This window comes from Paenibacillus luteus, from assembly GCF_006542765.1.
In the GTDB taxonomy this organism is placed as follows: Bacteria; Bacillota; Bacilli; order Paenibacillales; family Paenibacillaceae; genus Pristimantibacillus; species Pristimantibacillus luteus.
Map to the genome: position 1 here is coordinate 492,118 of NZ_SKCD01000011.1, position 15,469 is coordinate 507,586.

The following is a 15,469-nucleotide window of genomic DNA, read 5'->3' on the forward strand; positions in this document are numbered from 1 at the left end:
CATTCATATCGAAATGATAATTCATAGGGAGGAATATAACAAATGTCCTTATTAACAAAAACCGGCATTTCTAGCTTACAGCTTTGTTTCTACGGTGCCGGTTCGATGGCCGAAGCCATCGTCAGAGGCCTAACCAACGAGAAGTTGGTTGCACCGGAACGCATTTCCATGTTGAATCGTCAAAATAAAGAACGGCTGAACGAGCTTAATGAGCGTTACGGCGTTCAAACGATCGTTCAAGGTTCAAGCAATGAAGATTACTTGCGCGGCGCGGATATCGTCTTTCTTATGATGAAGCCGAAGGATGCCGCTGAAGCGATTGCTGCGATTAAGCCGCTCGTTTCACCTAAACAGCTTTTTATCTCGGTTATCGCAGGACTTTCCATCAGCGCAATCGAAAAATTGCTGGGCGGTGAGGCATCCGTCGTTCGTGCTATGCCGAACACCTCCAGCACAATCGGCCTTGGTGCGACCGGAATCAGCTATTCTCCTTCTGTCACGCATCAGCAGCGGACGCTTACGGAAGCAATATTCAGCTCTGTCGGAATCAACGCCATCGTTGACGAGTCGCTGCAGCAAGCCATCACAGGAGTATCGGGCAGCGGCCCTGCTTACGTTTATTATTTTATGGAATCCATGATTGCATCCGCAGTCGAGCTCGGCTTAACACAATCGGCAGCCAAGGAGCTAGTCGTCCAGACTGTGCTCGGAGCAGCGGAAATGGTTCGCAATACGGGTGAGGAGCCGGCAGAGCTTCGCCGCAAGGTTACCTCACCGAACGGGACAACGCAAGCGGCCATTGAACTGATGGATGAGAATCGCTTCACGGAAACAATCAGTAAAGCTGTGCATCGCTCCGCGGAACGCGCGGGAGAGCTGGGCGCTGCTATCGAGAGGAGTATCACAGAATGAACGCTGTATGTATAGCAACTTATCGTTCGTATGACGACAAAGCAGATTTCAACAAAAAAGCATTGTCCATTGCTGTCGGCTTGACTGTTGGAAGTTGGACGGAACTTCCTGAAGCGCAAAAAGCAGATATGGAGAAACATCTTGGTAAAGTATTGTCCGTCAATGTCCACGAGCCTCTTGATGCGGCTGCAGGTGAACGATTTGCTGACATTCGCATTGCCTATCCGGACATTAACTTCAGCCGCGATCTGCCAGCCCTACTCGTTACTGTGTTTGGAAAACTATCTATGGATGGCAAAATCAAGCTCCTTGATCTAGATGTTTCTGAAGATTTTGTTTCTGCCTTCCCTGGCCCGAAATTCGGTCTTCAAGGTGTTCGTGACCTTCTTGGCGTTCAAGACCGCCCACTGCTCATGAGTATTTTCAAATCCGTGGTCGGCTATGATTTAGCCAATTTGCAAGACCAATTTTATAAACAAGCGCTTGGCGGGGTTGATCTAATTAAGGATGATGAAATTCTGTTTGAAAATCCGCTTACGCCGCTGGAGAAACGTGTTGAAGCTTGTATGTCAGCAGCAAAGCGGGCGGAAACGGAAACCGGCCAAAAGCTGCTGTATGCGGTTAATCTAACCGGTCCTACCTCGCAGCTTGCCGCGAATGCGCGCAAAGCCATTGATGCTGGCGCTAACGCGCTGCTCTTCAACGTGCTAGCCTACGGCTTTGATGTGCTCCACGAGCTTAGCAGCGATAAAACGATTAACGTACCGATCGCTGCCCATCCTGCAATGGCTGGGGCGATGTATCCATCCCCCCATTACGGAATCAGCGCTTCCCTGCTGCTTGGCAAGCTTATGCGGCTAGCCGGAGCCGATCTCGTTCTGTTCCCGTCGCCGTATGGCTCGGTCGTCATGCCTAAAGAGGAAAATCTCGCGGTTAAGGATGCGCTGCTTGAGCCGCTGCACGGTCTCAGATCCAGCTTCCCAGTACCGTCCGCAGGCATACATCCCGGTCTTGTACCGCTAATCTTAAAAGATTTCGGCACTGACGTTGTCGTTAATGCTGGCGGCGGTATCCATGGCCATCCGATGGGAACCGCAGCAGGCGGACAAGCTTTCCGCCAAGCGATTACAGCTACCTTAAATGGAGTACCGCTCCGAAATGCAGCTGATCAAGCAGGCAACGAGGCGCTGCATGCAGCAATTCAAGCATGGGGGATAAAAGAATAATGACTGATAACCAGACAGCTAAGAAACGCATCGTGTTTTGTGATTTTGATGGAACAATTACCGTTAATGACAACATTATTGCAATTATCAAGCACTTTAATCCGGATGGCTGGGAGAAAATTGCCCAGCAAACCATCGCTCAGGAGCTTACCATCAAGGATGGCGTAGGACAATTATTCCGCCTTCTCCCATCATCCATGCAAAAGGAAGTTATCGCGTTCAGCATTTCTAACGCTCGCATCCGCGACGGGTTTGCAGAATTTCTTGCTTACTGTAAAGAGCAGCACATTGACTTTTATGTGACGAGCGGTGGAATCGACTTTTTCGTGTATCCGATTCTTGAAGCTTTTAACATTCCGAAAGACCATATCTACTGCAACAGCAGCGATTTCAGCGGTGAACGTATTGAAATCTTATGGCCGAATCCTTGCGATGAGCACTGCAGCAACGATTGCGGCATGTGCAAAACAACGATTATGCGCCGCTTTCCTGAGGGCCAATACGAGCGGATTATTATCGGGGACAGCGTTACCGATTTCGAAGGGGCTAAGCTCGCTGATGTGGTTTATTCCCGCTCCCATTTGACAGTGAAGTGCAAGGAGCTCGGGTTGCCCCATTACGAATACGAAACCTTCCATGATATTATCCAAAGCATGAATACAGAAAGGAAGTCTGTGTAATGAGCTTTCAACAAATTGCTTTAGAAGATAAACAGCGTGCTCTCTCCGAGCTGCGCGAAGTCAAAGAACTGTTTGCCTCCCGCGGATGGTTCCCAGGCACGAGCGGAAATCTATCCGTTCGCGTAGGTGACTTCAAAGCGGACGATTTCCAATTTGCTGTTACCGCAAGCGGCAAGGACAAAACGATTCATACGCCCGAGGATTATCTATTTGTGGATCAGGATGGCAAGCCCTGTGAGACCACTCGTCTCAAACCATCCGCCGAAACCCTTATTCATTGCGAAATCTATAAGCTGACAGGCGCCGGTGCGATTTTCCATATCCATTCGGTCTACAACAGCGTCATTTCGGAATATTTCTGGGACCGCAAATCAGTCCCGGTTGACGGCGTTGAGCTGATCAAAGGGTTCAATATTTGGGATGAGGAAGCGCATATTGAAATCCCCATCGTTTCAAACTTCGCGCATATCCCTTCTATTGTTCCCGAAGTAACCGAACGCATTGTGCAAAACATTCCGGGAATTCTGCTCCGTAAGCACGGAATCTACGCCTGGGGAGCTAACGCATTCGAAGCGAAGCGCCATTTGGAAGCCTTTGAATTTATATTCGAATATGTATACCGTCTGGAATTGCTTCAACGCGGAAATCGCTAAGAATTAAGCAAAACAATAGGAAAAGGCGACCTGCAGCACAGCTGTACGGTCGCCTTTTCCTATTGAAGTGAGCTGAATTAGAATCTATGTAAATGCCACATCGAGCTGATCCTTCTGTCAACAGAAAAAAAATATCAGACTGTCGCTGTTTTTTTCAACTAAAGTGTCCCGCTAGTTGAGCTTCTCATACGATGATTTTAATAAAGCCAGTGCTTTTTGGAGTAAACTCAAATCGTTGGTAAAATAGGTGAGCTGCTTCTCTTTCTGAACGATTACCACTATTAAGCGACGTTGAAATTGCCCCTTGATTCATTGCCCAATACTCAGCCTCTGAAAGCAACTGTTTTCCTATCCCTTTACCTCTAGAATCACTGTGTACCACCATGGCAACGATAAGCACATTGATGCCATTTTTTTCATAAACGTTGGATTTTTGAAGCGTCCTTTCATTTCCTCATAGCTTGTTGGGTAGCCTAATTCGCCCATTAAAAAAGCGATGCCATCAATGTCTTCCAAAGTACAGTCTCTTACAATAACACTCATTGAGCATCCCCCATCTCATACATTGTAATTTATGTGATCTATATTCGTTTCAACCATATTCATTTCTTTTTAAAGAATCACGCTAACCTGCCCCTTAATAAAGAAATGGAGCAGCTGCCGCAGCAAACTGCTCCTTAATTGTTCAACTATCGTTTGCCGTTAGGTCAATGCTAATCTCATTCCGAGTAATGCTGTTTATTAGGCCCCGTTAGAGCCTCGCGAACGTGATGTAATCGACTTGGACGGGCTCTGCCGATTCGATTCGAAGTGCCCGGTTGATCTGTCCCCGGTGATATTGCCCATGTAAGAGGACCTGCGACAGGATGTCCCTGACGGAAGTTCGGAACGGAACCCCGCTCTGGTTCTCATAGTTGACCATCTCGTCCAACTCGGATTCCTCGAGCCCTTCGATATAAACGCGATATTGCTCGGCGTTCTCTTCAAACAACGTCCGGATCGCCGTCAGGTCTTCCGCTTCCTCCCACAACGAATATTGCGCACTGCCCTTGCCCTGCAATCGGGACAACCAGACTCGTTCCGCGACCGCGATGTGCCGAGCCAGCTTCAGAAGGTCCTTGTTCTTCGTCTCACTCTCCTCGAGCGCGTCCAAAATACGTCCGTCCGCCCAGTATAGATGGTCCATCATGCGCTTGATCGTCTTCATTACGGTTTCCCCCTCTTCGTATCATCGATTACTTGAACCTGCTGTTCCCCGCTAGCGTAATAATTTTGCATTGAAATGAAGCCCTAAAATTTCAATAATTTCTGCGCTCGCAACTTTCATTCAAGTCATCTCCATCATAAAATAAATCAGAGCGATAGCTTTGAAATACGTGATGCTCTCTACCACCTTCTTCTTGAGTATAAAGCCTGTATTTAACTCTAAAATCAGCTGGATGGTTCCATATTTCTTCATAGGGTTTCCACCCCGAGGCCCCCCTCACACAATTAGTTCTCACCTCAAGAGTACCATAAAATGGGTAACCTATTGCACCGCTTTGCGCAAAATAAAGCTTGTAACCATTCACGGTTGACATTAACGTAACGGCAATGTTCATAATGAGGGGAGGAGGTGAAGTCGATGAAAGTTCATGAGGCAGCAAAAATGCTTGGAGTTACCCCTCGCACGCTGCGTTTTTATGAGGAAAAAGGACTAATTACTCCATACAAGGCGCTCGAAAACCGATATCGCGACTATTCAGAAGCCGATCTTATCCAACTACGCTGGATTATTTCGCTTAGAGAGCTCGGACTGCCCCTTTCGTCCATTCAGGATGCTTTATCCGCTGTCCAACAACCGGATGCATTCCTTCGTAAAGTAGAAGCAGCACGCAAGCTCTTATATGAATCTTGGATTACAGCGACAAAAGCACTGCAAGCCTTGGATGAAACCATTTCCGTATGGGAGAAAAACGGTAACACCAACTTGCACCAACTGGAGAGCGCTGCTGAGGAGATGAAGCAAAACCGAATGCTGCGGGCTTCATGGAGCGATCTTTGGAACTATGATGATATCGCGCTGCAGCACGGTTACCGAGCTCCGCTTATTACGCTGAATGGAATCATATCCGAAGAACACTATAATTTATCACTTCACAAAACGATTGAATGGCTGGACCCACGTCATGATGAAATCGGTTTGGAGCTTGGCGCAGGCAGTGGAAATTTATCGGTGCTAGTCACGAATGCAGGGGCAAAGCTTACTGTCGTTGAACAATCCGCCGAAATGCTGTCCTTGATCAGGGAAAGGCTGCCTGATGTCGATGCCAAGCAAGGCAACCTACTTGCGCTCCCTCTTGCCGCTCAAAGTTATTCTTTTATCGTTTGCACCTTTGCCATGCATCATTTGACTTCTTCCCAGCAGCTGCTGGCACTGGCGGAAATGGACCGGGTATTGCTGAACGGTGGACGTATTGTCATTACTGGGCTAATGAACCCGATCGAAGAGGAACTAGAAACTGGAAATTACGTTGAACAGCAGTTGAAATGGTGTCCTTCCTCTGCTTTCGAATTGGCAAATTGGCTAAATGTCAAAGGCTATTCTACCTTATCGAATCCATTAGGCACGCCAATCGGACTTCTGTATGCTTGCAAGCCCTGATATCCGTTAGCAGAATTGAGTCAATCATCGCCTGTGTCAGGAGAATGTCGGACATATGGACGAAGCCGATGCCTGGCGCTCGGTTGGGGACTACGGCAACGCAAGCACCACAGTGAAACTCGATGCCTAACGGTATCGGGTTCTTTCTTCCCCACACACCTCCTGACACATTACTGAGCTGCTATGATTTTAAGAATCGAATAAGCTCTTCATGGATGACCGCAGGCTGTTCATGGTTAATGCCATGCCCTGCGTTTGGAATCACTTTATAGAAATAACCTCCATCCTTTAAAATTTTGATGAAATTTTTCTTGGCATGAATTCTATGCTCCGCGATTAGAAAATAAAGCTTGTCCTTTATCGCGCTCCCTTTGCTTGGTTCATATTTTTCAATTTTATGGTTGAACATCGCTTTTTGATTATGATTTTTCATCAGTAGAACGAGGTGCTTGGCAAGCAAAGGATTTTGAACAAATAAATTGGAGTTTGGTGAGCTCATCTTTTTCATGATGTTAAGCAAGTTTCGCTCTGTTGGCAGCATGATTTCGGGGAACATGATCAGCAGCATTTGGATCATCGTTTTGAGTGGCTGAGTGACCATTCCTCCTTCCATGCAAACCACCTTGTTTATCCGGCTATGATTAACCGTAGCGAAGTTATAGGCCATGTAGGCACCGTTGGATACGCCTGCGATATTGTAGTAATCGAGTTTAAAATAATCAGCAATTTGCAGTATCCACTCGACTTGATTAAATGTGTTTTTATTAAAATTCCCATTCGGCACGCTTTTCCCAGGACCGCCAATGGTATCCACAGCGATACAAAAAAAGTGCTTAGACAGCTCCTTCATATTTAACATCCACATAACTGCAGAATTATCCCCCACTCCATGAAGCAAAAGAAGCGGTGGGTTGCCTTCGCATCCAGCTGTAATACAATGAGTGATTCCAAACCGGGTTTCCACATCATGTTCCTCTAATGATACAGACCACAAGCCAAGCAGCAGCTCGTATGAAGCCCATACCTGCTGTTTACCTGACTCTGTTTTGAATGGATTTACCATCATCAGCAATCTCCTCCCCTAATCAAACTCATGATCAATTGTTCTTCATTAAAAATTGTAAAACGATCTCAGCAGATGGAAAGGGGATATCCGCAGAGGTTTGCAATCTTGCGATTCCGAGGCCTTGAATGAAAGAAAAATAGGTAATGGCAAGCATCAACGGGTCTTTTTCTGTAAATTCTCCGGCTCGCTGCCCTACTATAATTAAAGGAACAAGCAGCTCAAACGGTTTTCTGCTATTTTCTTTTGTTAACCGCTTTGCTTCTTCTGGAATGGCATCAGAGGTAACCGTCTGAATCAATATCAATCTCCAATGCTGAATGGCAATGCTATCGGGTGATAAAAAAGCTTCCGTCAGCCAGACCATCTTCTGAAGTGGCGATCCGGGCATTTCAGTGGCGTACTTGATTGATTGCCAAGCTCCCTCTGAGGCAAGCTGAACAATTTTGGTGAAAATTTCTTCTTTTGATTTAAAATAAGTATATACATAACCTTGGCTAAAACCCGCGCTAGCTGCTATATCTTTGATTTTAGCGCCTACGAATCCTTTCTTAGCGAACACCTCATTGGCGTGAATGATAATTTGCCTAATTGCAGGATCCGATACGGATTGTTCAAAGCCTTTCATAAATTTCTGTTGTAATTGCTTGCTTTCCAATGACATCCTCAACCCACCTTTTGAATGAATGTTCATTCACATTTTAACATCTGATTATATATTTGTAAATGTTTACCTTTTAGTAGCTACCTTCAGTAGACCAATGTGCAGGACGGGCTAGATGCGTTGGCAGCTTCGTTTGGGCATCTCCCTTAGCAGAATTCAACTGGGCTTGTGTAAGAAAAATACTTTCTGACAGATCAGCTCCACTAAGCTCGGCGTCCCGAAAATCAGCGCCAATGAGATCAGCTGCTCTCAGATCGGCTCCTCTAAGATCAGCCGCAATTAAATAGGCCCCTCTCAAGTTCGAGCTCCTTAGATCGTAACCCTTTAACTTGGCTTCAATGAGGTCAGCTCCTCGACCAAATCTCCTCTGGTGCCCTCTGCCTTTACTGCTTGGTTTCTGCTTGCGCTGTGCCTCTGTTCGAACAAAATCGCTGGTTTGCAGCAGCAGCACGTTCACATCAGCCCGGTGTCTGAAAACATCAACATGGATTAATGAATCAGGCTCCAAGTTGGTCAGACGTTCCGTCTCGTCCAACGCAAGCTCGAGTTCACTGTGGATGGAATGCGTTTCCGGAATCGCTAAAGCTTCACTTAAGTACCATAGCAGCTCTTGAAGCTGCTTCATGATCCGGAACACTTCAAACATGAGAGCCGCAGATGCCGGAGCTTTTCTCCAGTCTTGTCCCTTATAGGTAAACTGAGATACCTTCTGTCCAGCGCCGAAGCAGTCATAGACGGTACAGCCTTTGAAACCTAGCTGCCTGAGGTTCATGTGAACACAGCAGCGAAAGTTTTCCTGCAAATTACTGCAAGGCTGACCGGCGTCTTTGTTGATCGCAAAATCGGTAGAAGCTGCAAAAGGCAATGCCACGCAGCAAAGACCAAAACAGTTCTCACAATCCGCTATCAAGCTCTCTTTTTTGTTATGAAACGACTCTACATGAATGCTCATCGTTTGAAATCCTTCTTTCTACATTTGCAGCTACAAATTGGTTTAATCACACCATTGTATCATTTCAAAATAAGACACCAAATGGAAAAAATGACTTTAATTAAACTTTACCAGCTTGCTTTCCTATCAAATCTTCTCCGCCGCAATCATCAGGAACATCGGTCTGCGGAGTTCATCCTGCATACCTGGCGTGTTCGCCAGCATGTCTTGCGTTGGCTTAGGTTCGGAAAGCTTCTTGATGCTAAAACCAGATTCAATAAGCACATTTATATAATGAGCTACGGTGCGATGGTACTTGACAACATCATTTCCCAAAAATCTAGCTATACGCGAGCCTTCCAGATAATAGTTATCAACCGGCCAGTGCAGCTTTTCGCCTTGCTGGCCATAGTGCCAATCCTGCGCAGCAACCGATGTAAACACGGGATGCTCAACCGAAAGCACGAAACTCCCACCAACGGTTAAGCTATGGTGAATCTTCTGGCAGATCAAATCGAACCGTTCAATATAGTGCAAGGCAAGTGAACTAATGACAACATTAAATTGCTCGGAGGCAAATGCAATATCTTCGATTGCAAGCTGCACATATTGAATATGGGGATCTTCCGTCATCGAACGGGCGCGTTCAAGCATTTTTTCCGAGAGGTCTACGCCAACTACGGATTGTGCTTGCTGCTCTCGGGCATACCGGCAATGCCAGCCAAACCCGCAGCCAAGATCAAGCACACGTTTGCCATTCAGATCCGGAAGCATGGGCCGTAAAGATTCCCACTCTCCGGCGGCGTTCAAACCTCCGACCGAACGGGCCATTTTGCTATATTTTTCGAAAAAGTCGGTATCGTCATATTTGTTCTGTTTCATATAGCTACAGCTACCCTCTTTCCTATTTATAATCAATATTCATTCTGATTTGAATTTTAATTCATATTATAATATGAATTGTTTACGGTTTCAAAAAATATGTTTCGAATAGTAACTTCAAATCATTCGAAAGAAAGATTTATGAAGCAACAATTCGACCTTCTGACCCAGAAAAAAAGACCAAGCACGATGGCTTAGCCTCTTCCTCCCCTAAACTTCTGCGCGTGTGCGCGAGCTTCTTCCGCATTGGTTACTCGGTTGCGGCTCCACTCGATCAGAATTCGGTCAATATAGCGCAGACTTAGCTTTCCTGCAAATACGGCTTCTTTAAGGGCAAATCGGATAATTTCATCCGTATAGCGATCGTGATCCAACCAGCCAGAGATTGTTTCACATTCAATCGGTGAGAGCAATCGCCCGAATTCCTGCTCGAACACGCTGAATAGATCTGATGGTGACGCTGCCTGCGGCTTCAACGGCTGACGTTCTGCCTTTCTCGTCTCTCGCTTCTGCTCCGAAGTCAGTGCCGCTGCCTTAAGCAACCATCCGGTCCAGTTGTAACGCTCAGATTGCATTCCCGTGGAGTTGTCTATATACTCATCGATCGTCAGAAAATCTTCCTTCATCAACCGCCCCAAAGATTGACCAACTTCGCGAACCGTCTGTCCCATCCGTTCAGCCAGCTCCTCAGGCGTAGGAAAATCGTTCATATCCGCTTCCGTGTACACCATGATTTGCAGCATAAGCATCGCTTCTGTGTCTGACAAACCAAGCTGGTGGTAGGTTCGAAGCAGCATGGCAGACACATACACACCGCCCTCTTGCAAGGCGGCGGCCATTCCATGGGAATACGCCTTCCATATTTCGTTGTTCAATACCAACTGCCTCCTAAAAGGTTAAACCACTTTATGTCGTTTGTGCTTCGGCTTCTTTCACCAGGTTGTAGGTATCTCGGGCAATCAGAAGCTCTTCATTCGTAGGCACGACAAGCACTTTCACACGTGAGCTATCCGTAGTAATCGCCCTTGCATCCTTGCGGCGTTCTGCGTTCCGTGCATCATCCAGCTCAATGCCAAGGAACGAGATGCCTTCGCATATCGCTTGGCGGAGCGCTACTGAGTTTTCACCTACTCCAGCAGTAAATACGATTGTATCCACGCCGTTCATAGCTGCTGCGTAAGCGCCAATGTATTTTTTCACACGGTAAGCGTACATGTCGAATGCAAGCTTGGCATTCTTGTCGCCTTCGAGCATCGCTTCTGTCACCTCGCGCATGTCACTACTGATGCCTGAAATGGCAAGCATGCCGCTGTGTTTGTTAAGCATAGAATTAACTTCATTCAATGTCAATTCCTCTTTGTTCATAACAAACGGTACGATCGCCGGATCAATATCGCCGCTTCTCGTCCCCATCATGAGTCCCTCAAGAGGCGTCATCCCCATACTAGTATCGAATGATTTGCCGTCCAAAATCGCCGCACAGCTAGCGCCATTGCCGATATGGCAGGTGATCATTTTAAGTGATTCAAGCGGTTTTTGCAAATATTGGGCTGCTTGTGCACTTACATAGGAATGCGACGTGCCGTGAAAGCCGTATCTGCGAATTTTGTGACGACGATATAACACCGTAGGAATAGGGTACAAATACGATGTATTCGGCATCGATTGATGAAACGCCGTATCAAATACAACCGCCTGTGGAACATTGGGCAAATTCGTTTCGACAGCCGAAATCCCCATCATATGAGCTGGATTATGAAGCGGAGCAAGATCGAACAAGCGGCGAATTTCCAGCTTAACCTCTTGCGTTACAAGAACGGAGCTGCTGAATACTTCGCCGCCGTGTACGACGCGATGCCCGACCGCCTCAATCTCGTTTAAATGGCTGATTGCACCGAACTCCGGATGAGTGAGCATATCAATGACACGCTTCACTGCCGTTACATGATCCAATATTTCGCTGACATTGCGAACCTCTGGCTTATCTACTGGCTCGTGCGTCACGATGGAGGAATCCATTCCGATTCGCTCGACGCGCCCGCTCGCCAGCACCGATTCATCCCGCATGTCATAAAGCTGATATTTCAAAGAAGAGCTGCCTGCATTAATTACGAGTACTTTCATTAGATCCGATCCCCATCCTTATCATATTTGAAGAAGCCGACGCCTGACTTCGCACCAAGATGTCCGGCACGCACCATTTTTTTCAGAACGATGGATGGACGGTATTTCAGCTCGCCGTACTCCCGGAACATACGGTCAAGAGCAGCTAGTACGGAATCAAGCCCGAAGCGGTCGCACATCTCGAAAGGTCCATGCTGGAAGGAATAACCGATTCTCATCGCCTTATCGATATCCTCAGCGGAAGCGACACCCTCTTCCAGAACATGGAGGGCTTCATTGATGAACAAACAAATAAGCCGTGTCGTTACGAAGCCTGGCGATTCAAACACCATGACTCCTTTTTTATGAATGATCTCTTCCACAAAATGTTTCGTGCGAACGAATGTCTCTTCGGACGTTTTCAAACCGCGGACGATTTCGACAACATCGATTTTGGAAACCGGATAGATGAAATGCGTGCCGATCACACGGTCCGGATATTTTGTAACGCTTGCCAGCTCCGTCAAACTCAGCGTGGATGTATTGCTTGCCAGAATGACTTCCGGCCCGCATATACGATCTATATCTTCGAAAATCGCTTTTTTAAGCTCAAGATCCTCGGTGATCGTTTCAATCACTAGCTCGCAGTCTGATAATTTATCATAGCCCAGGCTTGACTCAATTCTATTCATAATGAGCTTCTTCTCCGATTTCGTGAGCGCCCACTTTTCAATTTGCTTATCGAGACTAAGTTCAATCATTTGTATGCCATAGGCAAGACGCTCGTCCGAGCGCTCGATAATAATAACATCCAATCCTTTGGAGGCAAGCATTTCTGCAATTCCCTGCCCCATTGTTCCTACTCCTATTACGCCTACCGTTTTGATATGCAATGTATTAGCTCCTTTAATATGGCGAGTATGCTGCTTATAACTGATTGAGAAGCATTCTCTGCAAATATCGTTCATTCTTATTATAACGGTTTTCATCAAAAATAGAAGGCAGACTGGCCGTCCGCCTTCAAATTGTAATATTGTAAACGCTTCATGCGGCTTTGTGCTTGCTAAGAAGCGTCCGGAACTCGTTTCCACTCAACGTTTCCTCAGCGAGCAGCGTGTTTAAGGACATTTTGAATACCTCTCGTTTGGATTCGAGCATCGATTTCGTCTCAAGCATCAGCTCATCCAAAATGCTGCGATTGACAGCCGCCCATGCTTCTCTGGTCATCATCGAAGCATCAATAATGCCAAGCTCCGTTAATCCCGACTCTACGAGTGTTCTAACGATGTTCATCGATTGATCAAAGTCACCTCGGGAACCGGTGCTTCGTTCCCCATAAAATAACTCCTCAGCCGCTGCACCGCCTAGAGCAATCATAATTTGACCGTTTAGAAATTGCTTCGTATAAAGATATTGATCCTGCTGCGGATTATGACGTACGTAGCCAAGCGCTTGACCACGAGGAGACAAGGCAACCTGAGATACACTGCCAGGACGAACTAACTCCGCCATGATCGCGTGTCCAAGCTCATGAAGGGCGATGCGTTCTCGTTCTTCCTTACTCGCTTCCCTGTCGGTCTTCTCCCCCATCATAACCTTATCAATGGCGCTCGATAAATGCGCTTCTGCTATTTTGTCACTTTTTTCTCTCATGGCATAAATCGCAGCTTCATTCATGACGCTCTCCAGCTGCGCGCCGGAGAAACCAAAGGATTCCGTTGCAATTCTGGCCAGATCCACGCCTTCTTCGATTGGCTTATTGTTAGCGTGAATGTTCAAAATATGCAATCGGCCTTTCTTATCGGGGAGCTCTACCCCAATATGGCGGTCAAATCGACCGGGACGGAGCAGGGCGCTGTCCAGCATCTCTTTGCGGTTAGTTGCCGCAATCAGCAAAATGCGTGGTGATTCATTCGCATAGATGCCGTCCATTTCAGTTAACAGCTGATTAAGCGTTTGGTCATATTCGCGCTGCTGACCGCCATCACGCTTGCCACCGATTACTTCGATCTCATCGATAAAAATAACAGCGCTGCTTTTTTTGGCCTTATTCGCTTTCGTACGCGCTTCTTTAAATAGATCACGAACTCGTCCGGCACCAACGCCGACATACATTTCAACAAACTCGCTGCCGGAGGCTGCAAGGTAAATCGAATCGGTATACTGGGCAGCAGCTTTTGCAAGCAGCGTCTTCCCGGTTCCCGGAGGTCCCGATAACAAGATCCCTTTCAGCGGCCTTATGCCAAGCTTCGCAATTTGCTCTTGGTGAACCAAGAAATCCAGCGCTTCTACCAGCTCCTGCTTGGCTCTTTCCTGACCGCCTATTTGTTCAAAGGTAAGTGGTGCCGATTTCGCTTCTACACGCCGTTTCTGGCTCGATAGGGCGGTCAATTTACCTTTTCCTCGTGCTGCGTAGACAACAGCAAATCCTAACATGCCCATGAGCAGCATAGGCACAACATTTTGTCCGATATAAATAAAAAATATAATTAAAACAGGTATAAAACCTATAATGATTTCTGTTGTATATTTACGCATATTACCATGCCTCCAGTTGGGCAGAATTGCGCGGAAGAACAACGTATTTTACGGCTTCTTTATCTTTAAGCGTTATATAAACATTGATGTCGTCCATTTCGGTCGTTACGGTCACGTTTGTCATCGACTTGGCAGATTCGTTCATCGCAGCCGGAATGCTGGAATAGGTTTTGGTCTCCATCGCCTCAGCAACTGCAAACAAGGATTTATTCCAGAGCTGATCCAATTGCTTGCTTGTATCTCCATCAAAAACTAGCGAGAGTGTTCGATCGCCAAATACTTTTTTTCCGTTGCTGGCAATGCTTTGATACACATCTTTGAGATTGGCTTCTGGCGTTAATGATAACCGAATATCTACTTGGTCCCGGTTCATCATTGGTTTATCTGATGATGCAACGCCTGAAATGCCATTAACGACTTGTTCAAGTGGCGCCGCTACGGCTACTTGATTATATATCGCCCATCCGCCGAATAAGACAACAGCTGTTATGGCGGCTGTAACGATGATAGGTATCACGCGAGGTTTTAGCATAATCAAAATCCCTCCCACAGCATTTATATGATCAATCCGTATATCAACTCCGCTATACGAAAGTATATCATGTTTGCTTGTGAGATTCGTCCATCAATATAAGGAAACGGAGCCTCACGGCTCCGTCTTTGCAGGTAATTTATAAGAATCGATAAACGCTCCATCCACAAAACTGTAAAAATCATAATAATAATGCTTAGGATTATCGCTTTCGCTATAATAGACTTCCCAAATTCGCGTATTGTTCAGCAAACCGGGTTGAATTCTTAGTACGGCTGCATTTGGTTTTTTAGTATTAAACGTATTACTAATCTGTTCAGCGGAAACACCGTCCGCTGCTTTTACTACATCCGGCAGCTGCTCCTCTGCCAGAAAAACAAACAGCTCTTCATCCAGCTCATTGCTTCCTTGGACTATCCAGCTTTTCTTGTTCCAGATATGCTCATAAATCTTTTCGATCTGGACAAGATCAGCAGCTTCCACCGCTTGTTTTCTTGCTTCATCCTTAGCTGTCCATTGGGACTGCTGGATATCACGGAAATAAATGAATAAAACGGTGGCAAGCAGAATCATACTTGCCACAATGACGAATACCCATCGCTGCGTCGTCATGAACGCTCGACGTTTTCTAGCCGTCGCGC

General features: G+C 46.5%; 19 protein-coding genes. 5 read left to right on the top strand and 14 right to left on the bottom strand.

From position 1 onward, the window contains the following. Nucleotides 1–42: 42 nt before the first annotated feature. Genes proC through mtnB form a run of 4 tightly spaced genes read left to right on the top strand, consistent with a single transcriptional unit; the run spans nucleotide 43 to nucleotide 3,471 of the window. Complete coding sequence (gene proC / locus E0496_RS10185; protein WP_141501453.1) at nucleotides 43–912, top strand: pyrroline-5-carboxylate reductase; 870 nt, start codon at nucleotides 43–45, stop codon at nucleotides 910–912. After that, the gene (locus tag E0496_RS10190; RefSeq protein WP_141501454.1) at nucleotides 909–2,138 is read left to right on the top strand and encodes a 2,3-diketo-5-methylthiopentyl-1-phosphate enolase; all 1,230 of its coding nucleotides are present in this window, start codon (nucleotides 909–911) and stop codon (nucleotides 2,136–2,138) included. Before proC ends, E0496_RS10190 begins: the two co-directional genes overlap by 4 nt. Then, nucleotides 2,138–2,818, top strand: a complete 681-nt coding sequence (locus E0496_RS10195) for a 2-hydroxy-3-keto-5-methylthiopentenyl-1-phosphate phosphatase (RefSeq protein WP_141501455.1) — start codon at nucleotides 2,138–2,140, stop codon at nucleotides 2,816–2,818. The genes E0496_RS10190 and E0496_RS10195 overlap by 1 nt, the downstream gene beginning before the upstream one ends. Next, nucleotides 2,818–3,471, top strand: a complete 654-nt coding sequence (mtnB, locus tag E0496_RS10200) for a methylthioribulose 1-phosphate dehydratase (RefSeq protein WP_141501456.1) — start codon at nucleotides 2,818–2,820, stop codon at nucleotides 3,469–3,471. The genes E0496_RS10195 and mtnB overlap by 1 nt, the downstream gene beginning before the upstream one ends. A gap of 184 nt (nucleotides 3,472–3,655) precedes the next feature. Here the strand turns inward: mtnB and E0496_RS10205 are convergent, their stop codons facing one another. The 4 genes from E0496_RS10205 to E0496_RS36855 all read right to left on the bottom strand — a co-directional run bounded on the left by E0496_RS10205 (nucleotide 3,656) and on the right by E0496_RS36855 (nucleotide 4,930). After that, nucleotides 3,656–3,856 carry a GNAT family N-acetyltransferase gene (locus E0496_RS10205; protein ID WP_241674670.1) on the bottom strand — a complete coding sequence of 67 codons (201 nt, stop codon included), beginning with the start codon at nucleotides 3,854–3,856 and terminating at the stop codon, nucleotides 3,656–3,658. Next, nucleotides 3,820–4,014: a hypothetical protein gene (locus E0496_RS36470; RefSeq protein WP_241674671.1), complete on the bottom strand. Its 195-nt coding sequence runs from the start codon at nucleotides 4,012–4,014 to the stop codon at nucleotides 3,820–3,822. The genes E0496_RS10205 and E0496_RS36470 overlap by 37 nt, the downstream gene beginning before the upstream one ends. Nucleotides 4,015–4,222: 208 nt before the next feature. Continuing rightward, complete coding sequence (locus E0496_RS10210) at nucleotides 4,223–4,678, bottom strand: DinB family protein (RefSeq protein ID WP_141501457.1); 456 nt, start codon at nucleotides 4,676–4,678, stop codon at nucleotides 4,223–4,225. A gap of 120 nt (nucleotides 4,679–4,798) precedes the next feature. Then, the gene (locus tag E0496_RS36855) at nucleotides 4,799–4,930 is read right to left on the bottom strand and encodes a hypothetical protein (protein ID WP_277755841.1); all 132 of its coding nucleotides are present in this window, start codon (nucleotides 4,928–4,930) and stop codon (nucleotides 4,799–4,801) included. A 165-nt stretch (nucleotides 4,931–5,095) separates the two neighbouring features. Between E0496_RS36855 and E0496_RS10215 the strand changes: the two genes are divergently transcribed. Beyond that, nucleotides 5,096–6,115 (top strand): MerR family transcriptional regulator, encoded by a 1,020-nt coding sequence (locus tag E0496_RS10215; RefSeq protein WP_141501458.1) that lies wholly within the window; start codon nucleotides 5,096–5,098, stop codon nucleotides 6,113–6,115. Between the two features lie 181 nt (nucleotides 6,116–6,296). Here the strand turns inward: E0496_RS10215 and E0496_RS10220 are convergent, their stop codons facing one another. From E0496_RS10220 to E0496_RS10265, 10 genes are all read right to left on the bottom strand, one after another. Further along, nucleotides 6,297–7,181: an alpha/beta fold hydrolase gene (locus tag E0496_RS10220; protein ID WP_241674672.1), complete on the bottom strand. Its 885-nt coding sequence runs from the start codon at nucleotides 7,179–7,181 to the stop codon at nucleotides 6,297–6,299. A gap of 31 nt (nucleotides 7,182–7,212) precedes the next feature. After that, nucleotides 7,213–7,836, bottom strand: a complete 624-nt coding sequence (locus E0496_RS10225) for a TetR/AcrR family transcriptional regulator (RefSeq protein ID WP_161601360.1) — start codon at nucleotides 7,834–7,836, stop codon at nucleotides 7,213–7,215. A 79-nt stretch (nucleotides 7,837–7,915) separates the two neighbouring features. Further along, on the bottom strand, nucleotides 7,916–8,794 hold the full coding sequence (locus E0496_RS10230; protein ID WP_141501460.1) for a pentapeptide repeat-containing protein: 879 nt from the start codon (nucleotides 8,792–8,794) through the stop codon (nucleotides 7,916–7,918). Between the two features lie 126 nt (nucleotides 8,795–8,920). Continuing rightward, complete coding sequence (locus tag E0496_RS10235; RefSeq protein WP_141501461.1) at nucleotides 8,921–9,655, bottom strand: class I SAM-dependent methyltransferase; 735 nt, start codon at nucleotides 9,653–9,655, stop codon at nucleotides 8,921–8,923. A 194-nt stretch (nucleotides 9,656–9,849) separates the two neighbouring features. Then, nucleotides 9,850–10,530, bottom strand: coding sequence for a DnaD domain protein (locus E0496_RS10240; RefSeq protein ID WP_241674673.1), 681 nt, complete (start codon nucleotides 10,528–10,530; stop codon nucleotides 9,850–9,852). Nucleotides 10,531–10,561: 31 nt separating this feature from the next. Continuing rightward, nucleotides 10,562–11,779 carry an acetate/propionate family kinase gene (locus E0496_RS10245; RefSeq protein WP_141501462.1) on the bottom strand — a complete coding sequence of 406 codons (1,218 nt, stop codon included), beginning with the start codon at nucleotides 11,777–11,779 and terminating at the stop codon, nucleotides 10,562–10,564. Beyond that, nucleotides 11,779–12,747, bottom strand: a complete 969-nt coding sequence (locus E0496_RS10250; protein ID WP_338325836.1) for a 3-hydroxyacyl-CoA dehydrogenase family protein — start codon at nucleotides 12,745–12,747, stop codon at nucleotides 11,779–11,781. Before E0496_RS10250 ends, E0496_RS10245 begins: the two co-directional genes overlap by 1 nt. A 55-nt stretch (nucleotides 12,748–12,802) precedes the next feature. Continuing rightward, complete coding sequence (locus E0496_RS10255) at nucleotides 12,803–14,296, bottom strand: AAA family ATPase (RefSeq protein ID WP_141501463.1); 1,494 nt, start codon at nucleotides 14,294–14,296, stop codon at nucleotides 12,803–12,805. 1 nt (nucleotide 14,297) lies between these two features. Further along, complete coding sequence (locus tag E0496_RS10260) at nucleotides 14,298–14,828, bottom strand: hypothetical protein (RefSeq protein WP_141501464.1); 531 nt, start codon at nucleotides 14,826–14,828, stop codon at nucleotides 14,298–14,300. Between the two features lie 114 nt (nucleotides 14,829–14,942). Continuing rightward, nucleotides 14,943–15,440: a hypothetical protein gene (locus E0496_RS10265; protein ID WP_141501465.1), complete on the bottom strand. Its 498-nt coding sequence runs from the start codon at nucleotides 15,438–15,440 to the stop codon at nucleotides 14,943–14,945. Nucleotides 15,441–15,469 lie beyond the last annotated feature (29 nt).

What these genes read in the sequence shown, in the direction of transcription:
- proC (WP_141501453.1), top strand. Translation starts at nt 43, where the DNA reads ATGTCCTTATTAACAAAAACCGGCATTTCTAGCTTACAGCTTTGTTTC.
- E0496_RS10190 (WP_141501454.1), top strand. Translation starts at nt 909, where the DNA reads ATGAACGCTGTATGTATAGCAACTTATCGTTCGTATGACGACAAAGCA.
- E0496_RS10195 (WP_141501455.1), top strand. Translation starts at nt 2,138, where the DNA reads ATGACTGATAACCAGACAGCTAAGAAACGCATCGTGTTTTGTGATTTT.
- mtnB (WP_141501456.1), top strand. Translation starts at nt 2,818, where the DNA reads ATGAGCTTTCAACAAATTGCTTTAGAAGATAAACAGCGTGCTCTCTCC.
- E0496_RS10205 (WP_241674670.1), bottom strand. Translation starts at nt 3,856, where the DNA reads ATGGTGGTACACAGTGATTCTAGAGGTAAAGGGATAGGAAAACAGTTG.
- E0496_RS36470 (WP_241674671.1), bottom strand. Translation starts at nt 4,014, where the DNA reads ATGAGTGTTATTGTAAGAGACTGTACTTTGGAAGACATTGATGGCATC.
- E0496_RS10210 (WP_141501457.1), bottom strand. Translation starts at nt 4,678, where the DNA reads ATGAAGACGATCAAGCGCATGATGGACCATCTATACTGGGCGGACGGA.
- E0496_RS36855 (WP_277755841.1), bottom strand. Translation starts at nt 4,930, where the DNA reads ATGAAGAAATATGGAACCATCCAGCTGATTTTAGAGTTAAATACAGGC.
- E0496_RS10215 (WP_141501458.1), top strand. Translation starts at nt 5,096, where the DNA reads ATGAAAGTTCATGAGGCAGCAAAAATGCTTGGAGTTACCCCTCGCACG.
- E0496_RS10220 (WP_241674672.1), bottom strand. Translation starts at nt 7,181, where the DNA reads ATGATGGTAAATCCATTCAAAACAGAGTCAGGTAAACAGCAGGTATGG.
- E0496_RS10230 (WP_141501460.1), bottom strand. Translation starts at nt 8,794, where the DNA reads ATGAGCATTCATGTAGAGTCGTTTCATAACAAAAAAGAGAGCTTGATA.
- E0496_RS10235 (WP_141501461.1), bottom strand. Translation starts at nt 9,655, where the DNA reads ATGAAACAGAACAAATATGACGATACCGACTTTTTCGAAAAATATAGC.
- E0496_RS10245 (WP_141501462.1), bottom strand. Translation starts at nt 11,779, where the DNA reads ATGAAAGTACTCGTAATTAATGCAGGCAGCTCTTCTTTGAAATATCAG.
- E0496_RS10250 (WP_338325836.1), bottom strand. Translation starts at nt 12,747, where the DNA reads ATGAAAACCGTTATAATAAGAATGAACGATATTTGCAGAGAATGCTTC.
- E0496_RS10255 (WP_141501463.1), bottom strand. Translation starts at nt 14,296, where the DNA reads ATGCGTAAATATACAACAGAAATCATTATAGGTTTTATACCTGTTTTA.
- E0496_RS10260 (WP_141501464.1), bottom strand. Translation starts at nt 14,828, where the DNA reads ATGCTAAAACCTCGCGTGATACCTATCATCGTTACAGCCGCCATAACA.
- E0496_RS10265 (WP_141501465.1), bottom strand. Translation starts at nt 15,440, where the DNA reads ATGACGACGCAGCGATGGGTATTCGTCATTGTGGCAAGTATGATTCTG.